15 protein-coding genes and 1 pseudogene are annotated in these 14,704 nt (G+C 41.9%); 8 read left to right on the forward strand and 8 right to left on the reverse strand.

The window, feature by feature from the left end; translation table 11 throughout:
• Positions 1–283 precede the first annotated feature (283 nt).
• The 5 genes from V7K41_RS22075 to V7K41_RS22095 all read right to left on the reverse strand — a co-directional run bounded on the left by V7K41_RS22075 (position 284) and on the right by V7K41_RS22095 (position 6,463).
• The gene (locus tag V7K41_RS22075; protein WP_334851639.1) at positions 284–838 is read right to left on the reverse strand and encodes a DUF3124 domain-containing protein; all 555 of its coding nucleotides are present in this window, start codon (positions 836–838) and stop codon (positions 284–286) included.
• Positions 839–907: 69 nt separating this feature from the next.
• Positions 908–1,585: a potassium channel family protein gene (locus V7K41_RS22080; RefSeq protein ID WP_334851641.1), complete on the reverse strand. Its 678-nt coding sequence runs from the start codon at positions 1,583–1,585 to the stop codon at positions 908–910.
• A gap of 429 nt (positions 1,586–2,014) precedes the next feature.
• On the reverse strand, positions 2,015–5,020 hold the full coding sequence (locus tag V7K41_RS22085; RefSeq protein WP_334851642.1) for an MFS transporter: 3,006 nt from the start codon (positions 5,018–5,020) through the stop codon (positions 2,015–2,017).
• Positions 5,021–5,494: 474 nt separating this feature from the next.
• Positions 5,495–6,028: a translation initiation factor IF-3 gene (infC, locus tag V7K41_RS22090; protein WP_104908867.1), complete on the reverse strand. Its 534-nt coding sequence runs from the start codon at positions 6,026–6,028 to the stop codon at positions 5,495–5,497.
• A gap of 216 nt (positions 6,029–6,244) precedes the next feature.
• Entirely contained in the window at positions 6,245–6,463 is a 219-nt protein-coding gene (locus V7K41_RS22095) for a hypothetical protein (protein WP_334851643.1), read from the reverse strand.
• Between V7K41_RS22095 and V7K41_RS22100 the strand changes: the two are divergent.
• A pseudogene (locus V7K41_RS22100) lies at positions 6,440–6,550 on the forward strand (IS1 family transposase); the annotation flags it as partial. The gene V7K41_RS22095 and the pseudogene V7K41_RS22100 sit on opposite strands and share 24 nt — an antisense overlap.
• Positions 6,551–6,588: 38 nt before the next feature.
• On the opposite strand, the gene V7K41_RS22105 reads toward V7K41_RS22100, so the two are convergent.
• A complete protein-coding gene (locus V7K41_RS22105; protein WP_334851644.1) occupies positions 6,589–8,097 on the reverse strand; it encodes an aminotransferase-like domain-containing protein in 1,509 nt (502 codons plus the stop codon).
• A 217-nt stretch (positions 8,098–8,314) separates the two neighbouring features.
• Here V7K41_RS22105 and V7K41_RS22110 point away from each other — a divergent pair, with 217 nt between their 5' ends.
• The 3 genes from V7K41_RS22110 to V7K41_RS22120 all read left to right on the forward strand — a co-directional run bounded on the left by V7K41_RS22110 (position 8,315) and on the right by V7K41_RS22120 (position 9,777).
• Positions 8,315–8,542 carry a hypothetical protein gene (locus V7K41_RS22110; protein WP_334851645.1) on the forward strand — a complete coding sequence of 76 codons (228 nt, stop codon included), beginning with the start codon at positions 8,315–8,317 and terminating at the stop codon, positions 8,540–8,542.
• A 6-nt stretch (positions 8,543–8,548) separates the two neighbouring features.
• Complete coding sequence (locus V7K41_RS22115; RefSeq protein WP_334851646.1) at positions 8,549–9,451, forward strand: DMT family transporter; 903 nt, start codon at positions 8,549–8,551, stop codon at positions 9,449–9,451.
• Between the two features lie 143 nt (positions 9,452–9,594).
• Complete coding sequence (locus tag V7K41_RS22120) at positions 9,595–9,777, forward strand: hypothetical protein (protein ID WP_334851647.1); 183 nt, start codon at positions 9,595–9,597, stop codon at positions 9,775–9,777.
• A 135-nt stretch (positions 9,778–9,912) separates the two neighbouring features.
• On the opposite strand, the gene dps is transcribed toward V7K41_RS22120, so the two are convergent.
• Positions 9,913–10,485, reverse strand: a complete 573-nt coding sequence (dps, locus tag V7K41_RS22125) for a DNA starvation/stationary phase protection protein Dps (protein WP_334851649.1) — start codon at positions 10,483–10,485, stop codon at positions 9,913–9,915.
• A 114-nt stretch (positions 10,486–10,599) separates the two neighbouring features.
• Positions 10,600–11,649, reverse strand: coding sequence for an aldo/keto reductase (locus tag V7K41_RS22130; protein ID WP_334851651.1), 1,050 nt, complete (start codon positions 11,647–11,649; stop codon positions 10,600–10,602).
• 231 nt (positions 11,650–11,880) lie between these two features.
• Between V7K41_RS22130 and V7K41_RS22135 the strand changes: the two genes are divergently transcribed.
• The 4 genes from V7K41_RS22135 (at position 11,881) to V7K41_RS22150 (ending at position 14,604) form a co-directional block, all read left to right on the forward strand.
• Complete coding sequence (locus V7K41_RS22135) at positions 11,881–12,486, forward strand: Uma2 family endonuclease (RefSeq protein WP_334851653.1); 606 nt, start codon at positions 11,881–11,883, stop codon at positions 12,484–12,486.
• A 114-nt stretch (positions 12,487–12,600) separates the two neighbouring features.
• Entirely contained in the window at positions 12,601–13,014 is a 414-nt protein-coding gene (locus V7K41_RS22140; RefSeq protein WP_334851654.1) for a thiol-disulfide oxidoreductase DCC family protein, read from the forward strand.
• A 149-nt stretch (positions 13,015–13,163) separates the two neighbouring features.
• Complete coding sequence (locus V7K41_RS22145) at positions 13,164–13,505, forward strand: type II toxin-antitoxin system RelE/ParE family toxin (RefSeq protein WP_334851656.1); 342 nt, start codon at positions 13,164–13,166, stop codon at positions 13,503–13,505.
• Positions 13,495–14,604 (forward strand): HigA family addiction module antitoxin, encoded by a 1,110-nt coding sequence (locus tag V7K41_RS22150; RefSeq protein ID WP_334851658.1) that lies wholly within the window; start codon positions 13,495–13,497, stop codon positions 14,602–14,604. The genes V7K41_RS22145 and V7K41_RS22150 overlap by 11 nt, the downstream gene beginning before the upstream one ends.
• The last annotated feature ends 100 nt before the right edge of the window (positions 14,605–14,704 follow it).

The raw sequence follows: 14,704 nt of genomic DNA on the forward strand, positions 1-14,704 counted from the left end.
TGAATGCATTCTCATGCGGAGCATAGGAACGAGGAATTAATTAATTACGAATTACGATAGCGTAGCAGTAGCGAGTCTGCGTACTCTCAATACGGTTCGGATAAGATCCCCCCGCCTGTGGCGACCCCCTTAAAAAGGGGGTAATTAGAAAAAAAAGCCCTCCTTTTTAAGGGGGGTTGGGGGGATCTTCGAGGAATAAACACGTTAAGCGAACTGTATTGTGCGTACTCTTACAGAGAAGCAAACTACGCTTTTAGCGTCTCGTAGAGAGCGTCATTACGAATTATTTTAAAGGCGATCGCTTATCGTTATTTTGACTTTTAATTACCCTACCAGGACTGATAAAAGAAATTCCTTGTTGAAAGTCAGTGCCAATCATGACTGCTTCCACTATCGGTTCGGATATTTCTGTTTGGGCTACCCACTCGATAATGAAGTTTGCGCCTAAACCTCCACTGGTGTCATTTCTATTGATAAAAAAATCTGTAGAAGCTAGCGCATCAAGTTGAATAGGGCGCTCCAAATACTGTTTAACTAGTTTCCCTTCTGAGTTATAGTAGCGCACAGAAGTAATAATAATCGGATTGGTCAAATCTGTGTTCCGAATACTAAGCGTAACTGCTAACTCAAAAATCTCTTGGCGATTGTGATGATAGATATGAGAGTAGACCGGAACATAAAGAGTTTCACCGCTTGCTATCTTAAAATTCTTATCCAGCGTCACTGTTTTTTGCAACGGGGTTGCTGGAATGGCATTGGGTTGTGACCTGGGTGTTGATTCACAAGATGCAAGAATAATAACAGCGATCGCTAAATAAATATATCTATACAGCTTCATCAAAACTCACCAATTTTTTTATATGTGTAGCTAACCCTACCTAATAAACAGTTTAGGTAGGAACTGCGCTCAACATTTTTGTTCAATAAAATCAATGACTTGATGTAAAGATCCTGGCTTAGTCACAATCAGCACAGTTGAATGAGGTTCCAGTATTGTACTACCGTTAGGAATCATCAAATCTTCATGGGGATGGGATTGATAACCAATAATTAGCGAACCAGTAGGGAATTGCGAATCTTGAGCAATTTCGGCAACGCTACGACCAGCAACATAACAATTGTTGGGGATGGAAAGTTTTAGTACCTCAATCTGTCCCTGCTCAAAATGCATCATTGATTCCACTTGGGGATATTCAATAGCATTCACCATTGTTGAAACTGATAGTTCCACAGTACTGATAATATGGTTGGCTCCAGCTATCCGCAGTGGTTCGGCAAAATCCGGGTGGCGCATCCGACTCAAAATATGGGTTACACCGTAGTGTTTAGCAAGAGTTACCATTGCTAAGTTTAAGGCATCACTTCTCAGAACCGCTGCCAAGGAACCGGCTTTGCGAATCCCAGCTTCTAGCAATACTTCTGTACTCACAGCACTGCCTTCAAAAGCCATTGCTCCCACTTGTTCGCGGGCGTAGCGGCAAGCGATAGGGTCAATGTCAATTACAGCAACAGTATGCCCTACCTCTACCAGTTTTTGCGCTAAACTTAAGCCCACTAAGCCGGCTCCACCAATCAGTACGTACATGGCTGTTCTTGATACTCTGTAACTTCTTGTTTCACTCTATAGGTTAACAAGGAAATGAAGATGTACCTTGAGAGACTTCTGGTTACTGAGTCAAAATTTGTGGCGTTGTCTAGTGGGGTGCTTGCCAAACTTGCAGCTAATAAATAGATTTGTGTTGGAAATAGGGCATTGGGTATGGAAGATTGCAAGAGAGATTTCTGTATGAAAATGCGCCTCTAGTGCAAAAAATAAAGAACGAACCGCCAAGTACGCCAAGTACGCCAAGAAATAAGAAATTAAGAGATTTAGTGCAGCTTCACAAAGAAATGGTATTATCGAGTCTTTTGCAAATCTTTTTACCTTACGTATGAGGGAATAAAAGCACAAGAAAAGAGTTTAAACTCAGTGCTTTTGCCAGAAGTATTGTTATTTTATCTGTGCTAATTTTTTTCAATTGTAATTTTTGAATTGGTATTTTTCGAGTAACTCTTTAACTTGAGCAGCCACCAGAGGATGTGGATCTTTTTGTAACTGAGGGAGGATTTGCAGGAGAACGCGATATGAAACCATATTCAAGTATGCGATCGCAGCTTCTCTGACAAAGCCGGTTGGATGACGCAAACTTACTAATATCTCAGAACTGGTCAGTCGGATGCGTGTCACTTGAGCATAATGAAAACAGCAAGCTAGACACCAGTCAGAAAGAAAGTTACCTAACATCAGCAATCTGTGGAGGCGATCGCTAACTACCATGTTCTCATATTCTACGATCTTGGCTTCGACAAGATATTGTAATTTTTCTGCCTGTGGTCGGTTATCTAAAATATTCAGCAATAAAGACTTTGAAGACAAAGTTACGGTATGCTCTAAGATTTCTAACCCCCGCGCTAAGTTTACCACTGAGAGCGATCGCAGATTGAAGGATGCTGCCTGCATCTTTTCTGGCGAGTAAAGCAGTTTTAGTAATAGTAGCAGCCGCTCTTTCACATCCAATTCCAATTCTAGAAGGGCGCGTTGCAGTAACTCACAGACAATTACAATCCTCTGATTGGATTGATGATTTTCTTTTTGGTCTAGTGTTTGGAAGTCAATGTATGCAGCGTAAATTTCACCTAAAAATTTTAATTCCTGCTTAATTAAATTTTCTACCCGACTTTCATAAAATCGATCTACTAAACCTTTAATTCCTGGTTGTTTGTGTATTTTTAGTAAGCTGCGGAGAATATGATCCCTAGTAGTACCCCAGGATATTTCCAAGTTTGCCCATAAAATCTCCAATGCCTGCTGTGTGCCGACTTGAGCAATGGTGCGCCAAGCGTACATCCGCACTACTTCTGGTTTGTAAATATTGGTAGCCAACCGCAACAGCATTTCTAAAGCTTCATTTTCCAGTCGCACTAGGGCTGACACGGCTGTACAGCGGGTTGATTTGTAATAAAGTGCTGCAATCAGTGCTGAATAGTACTCTTCTAAATGCGTTGCTGCAATCATTTCTAATACGGCACAGCGCACCCGTAACGATTCATCTTGTAATAAATTCGGGATGTGAATCCGCAATGCCTGCAAATAAACTGCTTCTCTCAGCGCTCTAACTCCATTCACCCGTTCCCGTTCTTGCTTATGAGTCAGCATCCGGCGCATGGTTTGAGTAGCTGCTACCTTTTGCATAGGCGTTCCCTGGCGTAAGACTAAAGCGGCAGCGGTAGCGCGGATGAGTGAGTTTTGCCGGGGGTGTAAATATCCTTCTAAGAGGCTTAAATTGGGATTTGGTTCAGCCAGCCAAACGTAGCGCAGCGCTAAGGCAAAAACTTCGGGGTTAGTTTCTTGGGATTCTTCTAATAAAGGACGGATGGCGGCTAAATAAATCGGATTTACACCTCCCATCAGCATCACTTCTAAACTTTGGCGCTGCAAATCTGGGGTTAACTTCAATAGTAGAGGTGCTAAAACTTCCGCAGCTCCAAGGGAATCAATTTGGGCTAAAAGTTCAATACAAGAGCGTTTATCAGCCTCACTGCCTTTTTCTGCTAAAGCTTTGACTACACCCTGTTTAAAAAATCGTAAGCCGACATTGGTTGCACTTAAGTGACCCCGCGCCACACTCAAGACTAACAGTTCCACATAACGCGATCGCAATTCCCAAACTACTTTTAAACAGGTGCCAGCTATCAGCATTGTTTCTGCTACCAATACCCATTTTTGCAGTGGTTCGGGTACAAACCGCCCACAAAACAAGATAGTCACAAAAATTAGCGCTCCTGTCAAACCTGTAGCGATCGCTTCGGCAGTTCCGCCAGATAAAGTCTGCATCCGGCTGCGAATTGCCTCTGGAATCGGTTGATACAGAATGGGGCCGCTACTCATGACAAAGGTGTAACGCAGAAGTTCATCGCAGAATTTGACAATTATCAAACCCCAGAAAAAGCTTTGCGATTGCATGGCTGGAATTAAATGCAGCAATACCAGCACTCCTGGGAGTGAAAAGCCGATGGTGATTGGTAAAAGCGTGGCAGTGAAAAATACCCCCATTCGTTCGATGAGTCGGCTGGAAAAAAACCACTGCAACAACAACTCACACAGTCCCAACATTCCACCAAAAAGACCCAAAAAGCTCGCAAGTTCTCGGTCGTCCAAATTGGATTGGAGTTCGCGTAAATACTGAAAATCTATTAACAACCCAATGACTTGTAACAGACCCACAAAAGCAAACAACTGCCAAACGTACCGCTTCAGCGGACTTTTAATGAAACGCTCTCGTGAAGCTTGTTGTTCGGGAACTAGTCTTTGTGGAGTTTCAGGAAAAGCTGCTCGATAGTGATGAGTTAAATAGAATAGAATCCCCGATCCTAATAAAATCACCATACAGGCGATGAAGATGATCTTATTTAGTGTGGTGTATTGCACTAGCCAAGGCAAACTAAAGCCACTAATCACATCTGCTACCAAAAGACCACTACTCACCAGTGGGTAAGTCCGTTTAATCTCTCGAATATTAAATATTTGGTTGGCGACAATGGAAGTGTTAAGGTCATTGACCACATAAAGTGCATCTACCCATAGCCGTAGTAGAAATGCCGAAATAACTGCCAGGTAGGAAAAATGCGATCCCCAACGTAATACAACTAATAAAACTAATGGCATCAACATACAAGGTGCGATCGCCACAATTACCCGACGTAAGGGAAAAATCTTTTGCAGCCAAGAGTATAAAAAAACCAGTCCGGCACTCATTGCTGCACTAGCAATATACATCCACGGCAGTAGATGAGTTCCATATTCATCCAAAAACAGCGCCACTGTACTGTCTTCTGCCCACCGCAATCCTACACATACAATTGTGTAAAAAAGAAACATTATCTGGGTTCGTTCGCTCTCCTCTGGTCGAAGATTCACCCACTGTAGTAGTCGTGGGAAAGCAACTTTATTTGCAGCCAACCAGTGATTTTTCAGTTCCATGCAGTTTTATTTTTTGGTAGTATCACCGCGTAATGGGGCAGAGGGAGCAGGGGAGGCAGGGGAGGCAGGGGAAGGGAAGAAAATACTTTTTTTTTATCTTGCTTGTCCTCCTTGTCCTTCTTGTCCCCCAGTCCCCTTGTCCCCTATAGCGGTTCCCATTCAGATGCGGTACAAGATTAATCGCGAAGTGTAAGGGCACGGCAGTGCCGTGCCCCTACGGGTGTACCTCACTCAACCGAGAACCGCTATAGTCTTCCTTGTCCCTCATCTCCTGGAAATAGCAAAAGTCCTGAGCAACTGAGTATTATGTTTCCCACTCAGCGTTCAGGACTATCGATTTTAGATAAATTTAAACGCTTTCGTAGGAGTACACAGCTAACTGTCCGCCCAAAGCGCAGATTGCATCCAAATGAAAAAATCCCCTGGCTAGAAGTCAGGGGATTTTCAAACTTGGTCTATTAAACAGTTAAAGAATTATTTTTTAGGCGAGATGAGCATCATCATGTTTCGTCCTTCTTTTTTAGGCGCTTGTTGAAGCTCACCAAAAGGCTCCAAATCCGTTGCCATTCGCTTGAGCAAATCTTCTGCTAGGTCGCTGTGTTGAATTTCTCGACCCCGGAACATCACAGTCGCTTTGACTTTATCGCCATCTTTCAAAAAGCGCTCTGCTTGCTTAACACGCACGTTGTAGTCGTGTTCTTCTATTTTGTAGCGCATCTTAACTTCTTTGACATCAGCCGTGTGCTGCTTTTTCCGGGCTTCCCGCGCCTTTTTTTCCTGTTCAAACTTGTATTTCCCGTAGTCCATAATCCGACAAACCGGCGGGTCAGCTTTATCGCTGATTAGCACCAAATCTAGCTCTTTTTCTTCTGCTAGTTGTAGTGCTTCCTGTGGGGGCATAATTCCCAGTTGGGCACCGTCAGTGTCAATTACCCGAATTTTCGGGAAGCGAATTCGTTCGTTAATTTGGGGCAGATCGCGAGTTCTTTTCTTCTCAATCACAGCCATTATGATTTGTGGGAGATCTTAAATGAAGGATTTGGTGTGGTCTAAATTGGTATGCCTCAGAGGCAAAATACAGAAGTAACTCAGGACTGAAAACATAGTCTCCAGTTCTAGGGTAACTAATCTATAAAATAGTTGCCTCGTTGTATTTGTCATTTTACTCAGTCTGAGAGAATTTCTCTGCAATAGTTAATCTAAATTAGACAACCTAGACTCATATTAAATATTATTACAATTATTTAGCAAGATTTTTTGCGATCGCGTAACCGCCCACCGTAGGCGATCGCATTGAGTCACATAATCAGGACTAGCCTTTGAGCGTTTTGTGAAGAGAGTCCAGTATAGGCGGCGATGGTTCGTGGCGTTTAACTGTTCTGGTGTTAATCTTGGCATTTCGTCAAACTTGCCAAGTCTGGCGAAAATACCCGCTTGCGCCATTACCTAGCAAGACTACACCGAAAAACACTCTGCTATTTTAAATCTGTGGATATGCTTAAACATTCAATTCGATTATTACTTCATTAATTAAAGTATAGAGAAATACCCGTGTTTTTATGATTTGACTATAAGTGAATAGACGATAAACTTACGCATTGAGATGACAAACCTATACTGATAAAACTCTCAGTTAAATACTTTTTAATTAGCCGACCAAGAATCTTAATTCCATGTTCAATATCCTCTGGTGTTTGGCAAAAGTTCAAGCGCATTGCTGGATACCCTTGCCCTAGAAAAAATGCAGCACCACTAGCAACAAGGACATTGTAAGATAAGGCTTCAGAGCAAATTGCTTGAATAGGTAAATAGTGTGGCAGATGAGTCCACAAAAATAAACCACCTTTAGGAATTGTCCAGGTGATAGCTTCGGGAAAATAGTTTTCCAGAGCTTGCAACATCACATTGCGACTTTGCAGGTTATTAATACGTAAACGATTCAAGTGACGGCGGTAATGTCCCGATGCTAAAAATTCACTCACAATTACCTGAGATACTGTAGAAACATGCAAGTCATTGAGTAATTTATGCTTTACCAAAGATTGATGATGCTCACCTGTCACCACCATGTAACCAACTCGTAGTCCAGGCATTAAGGTTTTTGAGAATGTACTGATGTAAGTGACCAAATCATGACGATCGAGTACCTTGATGGGAGGAGGAACAGGTTGAAACTTTAACCCTTCGTAGGCATTATCTTCCAAAATAAAACACTCGTATTGTTGTGCCAATTTTAATAAATCTTGCCGATGAGTTTGGGAAGTTGTAATACCTGTTGGATTATGTAAAGTACTGATGGTGTAAATTAATTTTGGTCGGTGACTTTTGAGATACTGCTCCAACAATTCTAGATTCATTCCCTCCGCCGTCATCGGAATTCCTATGACTTTGGCCTGTAAATTTTCGAGAATTCCCAATGCTCCATGATAGGTTGGTGTTTCTACAATTACCCAGTCATCTTTTTGTAGGTAATATTGCATAGCTAAAGATAAAGCTTGCTGTGAGCCAGTGGTAATAATTATTTCATCAGGGGAAACCTCTAAGCCTTGTTGAACTAACATCTGAGCAATCAGTTGCCGCAGCATAAGTTGTCCTTGAGGGAAGTCTTCTCTAAAAAGGATATCTCCTGCATTAGCCAATGCTCGTTTTGTAACTCGTTGCAGGTTATCTGAAATGGAACTAGAAGGAAAACCGGAACTGAACTCAATAATGTTTTGCTGTCGTCGAGCCTGAATTGAAGCTGTATATTGCTCGAAAAACGATCCTCCCCCTTGTGAAATTATTACCTCTTGAGACGGGGCAAAGGTTGAACGCAAAGTCAGACTAGATAATAGTGTGATTGTACGGTTGACAAAATAGCCTGAACCCTGGCGAGCATGGATGAGACCATCAGCTTCTAAGAGACTGTAAGCCTCAATTACAGTTAACTTGTTAACTTGAATACTCTTAGACATCACCCGAATAGAGGGAAGTTTTTGTCCATCTGGTATTTTGCCAGATTGAATCAGACGACTGAGATAATTGCGAATCTGGAGATATATCGGGATTGGTGAGTGCCGATCTAAAGGAATATTCACTGTGAAACTCTTCCTTCGGGATGATGTAGGGATTATAGGCAATATAAGGGATTTTTTTGTATTTGAACTGGTACAGTTGAGTGCAATTTGACTAGAACAGTTGTAAATACTGTGACTGTACCAGTCAAAATTGGACAAATCTGTACCTTCTCATTGGTATTTTTCCAAGCGAATCTAGAAAGTATCTGATGCTCGATTGAGCCAAGGGGACTTTTCTATGAAAATAGTTGATAAATGGTTGCGACTAAAATCAAAATTTCAAGAATCTTGGCATAGCTTAATTACAGTAATGACAAGCAGTTCTCAGTTGCAAGTTTGGCAAAATCACCTTGCCAATGGGGATTGTTCTTGGCACGCCTACGATCCGATGACAGGACGTTCTGCTTGTTTTGGCTCTGAAGCTGAAATGCGAATATGGATTGAAACCCAGTATTATACCAAGTAAGTCAGCATGATCCGAAATTCAAATATTTACCGCATTAATCCAGAAACACTAGGACTCGGTTGTGGCTTTTTGGGTGTGCTGGGATTTAGCCTTACCTTACCAGCAACTCGTGCTGCCGTTGCTGACTTCGATCCAACTTTTGTCGGGCTGGGACGTGCAGTAGTTGCTGGTGTTCTGGCAATGATTGTTTTGTGGGTAACTCGTCAGCCTTTACCACTAAGCAAACACTGGGGGAGCTTACTAATTATTACAGCCGGAGTGGTTTTGGGGTTTCCATTACTATCAGCTTGGGCAATGCAGCAACTACCAGCGACAGATGGTGCAGTAATCATAGGGCTTGTTCCTTTGGCAACTGCTATTGCTGCCACACTCAAAGGTAGAGAACGTCCTTCCCAAAAGTTTTGGTTTGCTAGTATTTTCGGTAGTACAACCGTTGTTTTATTTGCTTTTACCTCTAGTGCAGGACAAATTCAGGGAGCAGATTTGCTTTTGTTGGGCGCAGTGGGCGCAGCTGCTATTGGCTATGCAGAAGGAGGATGTTTAGCTCAGATTTTGGGAGGATGGCAAGTTATTTGTTGGGCTTTAGTCATAGCATTTCCGATTTTGCTTATACCTGTAACATACACAGTGTTTCAGCACGGATTAGTTGCTTCACCAACTGCTTGGTTGGGTTTTAGTTATGTCAGTATTTTCAGTCAGTTCCTGGCTTTCTTTGCTTGGTATCACGGGATGAGTATCGGTGGTGTTGCAAGGGTCAGTCAGATACAGTTACTACAACCGTTTTTGACGATTATATTTTCTGGGCTATTACTAGGTGAACAAATTACGCCTTTGATGCTGATAGTCTCTGGTATCGTAATTGCTAGCATAGCAGTGGGAAAACAGACATTAATTGAACGCAAGATTTAACTAAGTTATCAAAACAGAATTCAAGATTTTCTAATTGCTCTGAAACAAGAAGTTTTTCTCAACAGCCTCACGGCTTTATCAAATATTATTAGTAATTAAGATGCGATCGCTCTGGCGATTTGAAAACTTTACAGAGTAAGAATATGGCTCAAATATTATGCCCTTTACACAAAAGTTTGAGAAACATCCTTGCTAGTTATATTACCTTAAGCTTATTGTTAGCGATGTCTACAACAGCCTTAGCTGACAGGAACAACAATAATTCTGACGACTCTCCACCGCAGACTAAAGGAAGTTTAGGTGGTTCTAGAGGATGCGAGACTTAAACAGAACCATCCTTAAGTAGTATTCCAGATAATTGTTTATGGAATAGTTTATTTTCTATAAGTCCCTTACAATAGGGTGCTTTAAACTTTAGTCTAATGCACCCTATTAGTAAATCAAGTGTCTCTCAAAAGTGCTTATTTGACACCAGCAGGGATCTTTTGAGTTTTAGTAGTATCCGCTTTGCCATTCTCTGCTTTAATTTCTGCTACTTGCAGATGAGCTTCTAAGAACCAGAGTCGTTTGTCTATGGTGCGGGAAATTTCGGTGTAAAGGTCAGCAGTATCGAGATCGCCTAATTCATCAGTTTTATCGATCGCTTGCCGGAGATGTTTAGCGTAGGATGCAAAGCGATCTGCCAAGGCTGTCACATGGTCTTTGCCATCCAAAATATCTAAGGGGTATTCTGGCAGGATGGAATTACTAGCTGCAGCGCGAACTGTTCCGAAAGCGTACCCGCCTAAAGCTGTGACGCGTTCAGCTATCAAATCGATGAACTCTTCCAATTCTCCAGCAATTTCATCAAATAAAAGGTGTAGCTGATAGAAGTCAGTTCCTTTAACATTCCAGTGCGCTTGCTTTGCTTGGCTTTTTAGATCCGAAGTGGCTGCCAAGCTTTGGTTGAGAAGTACCACAATTTGCACTCGCGCTTCAGCGGGAATGTCAATACGAGTGGGGTACAAACGTGATGTAATAGTGTTGTCGCTCATAGTTCTACGTTAATGCCTTTTGCATTTAACTCTACAGATTTTGGTTGGCTGTGCGAAACTCTCTGACGACAGATTATATTAACGGCTGAATGTGTTATTAATTATAACTAATGGTCAAATCCGATGGTTTTCTATGGTATTGAATGTACCACCGAAAAGGCGATCGCGAATTACATCATTGTGCAAAAAGTCATGGGGAAAACCCAGTTCAATTTGACTGACTTCATCTAACCGTTGCAGATGTTCTGGCGAAAGGCTGACATCTAAAGAAGCTAAGTTATCTTGAAACTGCGTTAACTTACGTGCTCCAACAATCGGAATAATTATACCACTTTGAGCGCGTAACCAAGCTAATGCTACCTGTGAAGGTGTATGGCCAATGTCTGCCGCAACTTCACTGACAACTTGCGCGATCGCTAAATTCTTTTGGGAAACTTCTCCCCCTAAACTCGCTACTCGCCCTTGTTCGCCGCCTTCTTGACTGGGTTTGTTATACTTTCCTGTCAGCACTCCACCACCCAAGGGCGACCACGGTGTTACTGCCAAATCTAAAGCTTTTGCCATCGGGATTAAGTCCCGTTCTGGTGTCCGCTGAATCAAACTATACTCAATTTGGAGAGCGACAAACTGCGTCCATCCTTGGTAATGGGCGATGGTATTTGCCTGGGAAACAATCCAAGCGGGTGTGTCAGAAATGCCAATGTAAAGTACTTTACCTTGACGCACTACATCATCAAGCGATCGCAAGACTTCTTCAATCGGTGTTGTGAAATCCCAAGCGTGCAACCAGAATAAATCAATGTAATCAGTATTCAGCCGTTTCAAACTACCTTCCAAAGATTGAATTAAATTCTTGCGATGGTTTCCACTGGCGTTCGGGTCGCCCTTCTTGTCATTCATCTGCAAGGGAAAGGAATATTTTGTCGCAACTACAAAGCGTTCCCGTTCTTTAGCGATTAACTCGCCGACAATTTTTTCACTGCTACCATCGGTATAACCGTTGGCGGTGTCAATGAAATTTCCCCCTGCTTCTACATAGCTATCAAAAATTTTCCGACTTTCGTCAACAGATGCACCCCAACCCCAATCTTCACCAAAGGTCATGGTTCCCAAGGAGAGTTCAGAGACTCTTAACCCGCTTTTACCCAAGAGTTTGTATTTCATAAATATTTTCTCATTAATGAAAAAACTAAGCAAATACTATTCCAAAGGCATAATAGCTGGAAACCGGGGGCGATGTTTGACGACAAGCCTTTTATTATTTGTATTGTCGTGCTATTTAAATGCGATCGCTTGCATTGTGAATGCGATCACTTCCAAAAATTAACCCACTCTTCCTGTACTTTGCAATGGCAGTCGCTACAATAAGCCTACGTCAAGTCAAAACAAGACATAATGACCTACACCTCGCCCAAGCTACTTACCTTCGAGGAATTTATAACCCAATATGGTGACAATACACGCTACGAATTAATCGACGGACAACTAAGAGACATGGAACCTACAGGGCCACACGAAGCTGTTGCAGGTAGTATTGCTGGTAGAATCTATGTGGAAATTTTTAATTCTAATTTTAACTGGCTAATTCCAAAAATATGTCTGATTAAACCACCTGCGGCTGAAGCCACAGCACTGCGTCCTGATGTAATTGTTTTAGATAAAGCAGAACTTAATAAAGAACCACTCTGGCAAAAAGAACCGATTATTTGTAATGGCAGTACAATCAAACTTGTTGCTGAAGTTGTTAGTACTAACTGGCAAGATGATTATGCCAGGAAAGTGGAAGAATACGCTTTTCTTAATATCCCAGAATATTGGATTGTGGACTTTCGTGGCTTGGGTGGTTTGCAGTTTATCGGCAATCCCAAACAACCAACCTTTACCGTTTGTCAGTTAGTTAACGGTGTGTACCAGCAACAACAATATCGTTTAGGAGATACTATTTCTTCTGATGTCTTGCCAAATTTACAACTTCAGCTAGACGACATTATGCATATTTGAACTGGGGACTGGCTCGGTGAGGCAAAAGCGATCGCTACAGTTTTCTAAGCTAGAATACCAAAGTTGTGTTTTAGACACATCCGACAATTCAATTGCCAAAGAGGCGTTATTTTTATGAATTACTACGTAATCTACGACGGAAATTGTAATCTCTGCGTTACCTTAGTGCGATCGCTAGAAACCTTAGACCAAGGAAAGCTGTTTCGCTATAGTCCCATGCAAGATGAGCAGACACTTTTACAGTGGGGAATTTCAGCCCAAGATTGCGAACAGGGGATGATTTTAATTGATGGCAATGACCCTCAAAAACGTTGGCAAGGCAGTAATGCAGTAGAAGAAATTGGGCGATTATTACCCGCAGGAAGTATATTTGTAGACGCTTATCGAGCCTTACCGGGGATGAAATGGGCAGGCGATCGCTTTTACGAACAAATCCGCGATAACCGCTACGCAATTTTTGGTAAACGTTCTAATACATATCAATCGGCATACTGTGTTGATGGTAGCTGCAAAGCAGGTAATGAGTAAGTAACTTTAAGACTAAGCTAGCTTTAGTACATAAGTTCTAGTATTCAATAAGACAACCCCCGTTTTTGTAGGATTACGATTATTTTTGATTTTAGAGCCTAAAATATTGTTAACCTCAAGGGTTAATAATATTTTAGACTGGTGCTATAATGGATATTGTATTTGAGAACAGTAAATTTGAACAAGAGTGCAATAACCAACGGCTTCTAGTGAAAAATCAGGGTGCAGATAGAGCAAAACGTATCCGACTAAGGCTAGATCATTTACGTTACTATGCCAACGTACTTGAGGATATGCGAAATCTCCCTGGACGTTGCCACGAATTGCTTTACGATCGCGCAGGTCAATTATCGCTCGATTTAGATCATCCATATCGGCTTATATTTGAGCCAGCAAATGAACCAATTCCTACGAAATTAGATGGTGGTATCGACTGGAGTCAAGTAACTGCCGTGAGAATAATCGGCGTGGAGAACACACATGGAAAGTAAGATCCAAAATCAGTATAATCCAGATTACGTTTCTCCTCCTGGGGATACCCTGCTGGAAGTTCTGGAAGAACGGGGGATGACTCAAGCAGAACTGGCAAAACGGACTGGAAGACCAAAAAAAACAATTAACGAAATTATTAATGGTAAAGCAGCAATTACCCCTGAGACTGCATTACAGCTAGAACTAGTATTTAATATCTCAGCTAGTTTTTGGAACAATCACGAACGACGATACCGGGAATTTTTAGCGCAACAGGAAGAAAAAGAGCGTTTAGAACAGCAAGTATCGTGGCTGAAAGAAATTCCTGTTGCAGCCATGATTAAGTCTGATTGGATTCGCCGCTATCAAGACAAAGTTGAGCAACTGCGGGAGGTGCTAAATTTTTTCGCCGTCGCCTCCCCTGAAAATTGGGAGGGAATATGGGTGAACACTCATATAAATTTTCGTAAATCTCCAGCATTTGAAAGTGATTTTGGTGCTATTACCGCTTGGCTGCGTCGAGGAGAAATTAAAGCATCTGAGATTGCTTGTGCTCCCTATGATGCCAACAAGTTTCGGGAAGCACTGCAAAAAATCCGCGCTTTAACTGTAGAACCACCAGAAATTTTCCAGCTAAAAGTGCAGCAGTTGTGTGCAGAAGCTGGTGTTGCTGTAGTTTTTGTGCCACAACTTCCTAAAACGCGAACCAGTGGAGCAACTCATTGGTTGAATCCTGACAAAGCGCTGATTCAACTTAGTCTGCGCTACAAGACTGATGACCATTTATGGTTTACTTTCTTCCATGAAGCTGGTCACATTTTGCTGCATGGTAAGCGTGATTTCTTTCTTGAGGGTACAGGTGTTGCATCTGTCAACGATCAAGAAAGGGAAGAAGAAGCAAACAAATTCGCTGCGGATATACTTATCCCCTCTGCCGATTTGAGAACATTTCTGGCATCAGTTCAACAATTCAGTAAAACAAATATTATTCAGTTTGCTGCTGAAATCGGCATTGCACCAGGGATTTTAGTTGGTAGACTTCAGCATGATAATTTATTACCGCCTAGTCACTGCAATGACCTCAAACAAAAGCTTGAGTGGGCGTTAGATAATGAATAGCTAATTAGATAGACTTTTTCGGGACAAAAATCCGCCTCCAGGTGCTAGCAAAAAGTCTGGTAGACCAACCATTATGCTATCTGGCGTGTTTGTAAACATT

The organism is Nostoc sp., from assembly GCF_036917415.1.
In the GTDB taxonomy this organism is placed as follows: domain Bacteria; phylum Cyanobacteriota; class Cyanobacteriia; order Cyanobacteriales; family Nostocaceae; genus Nostoc.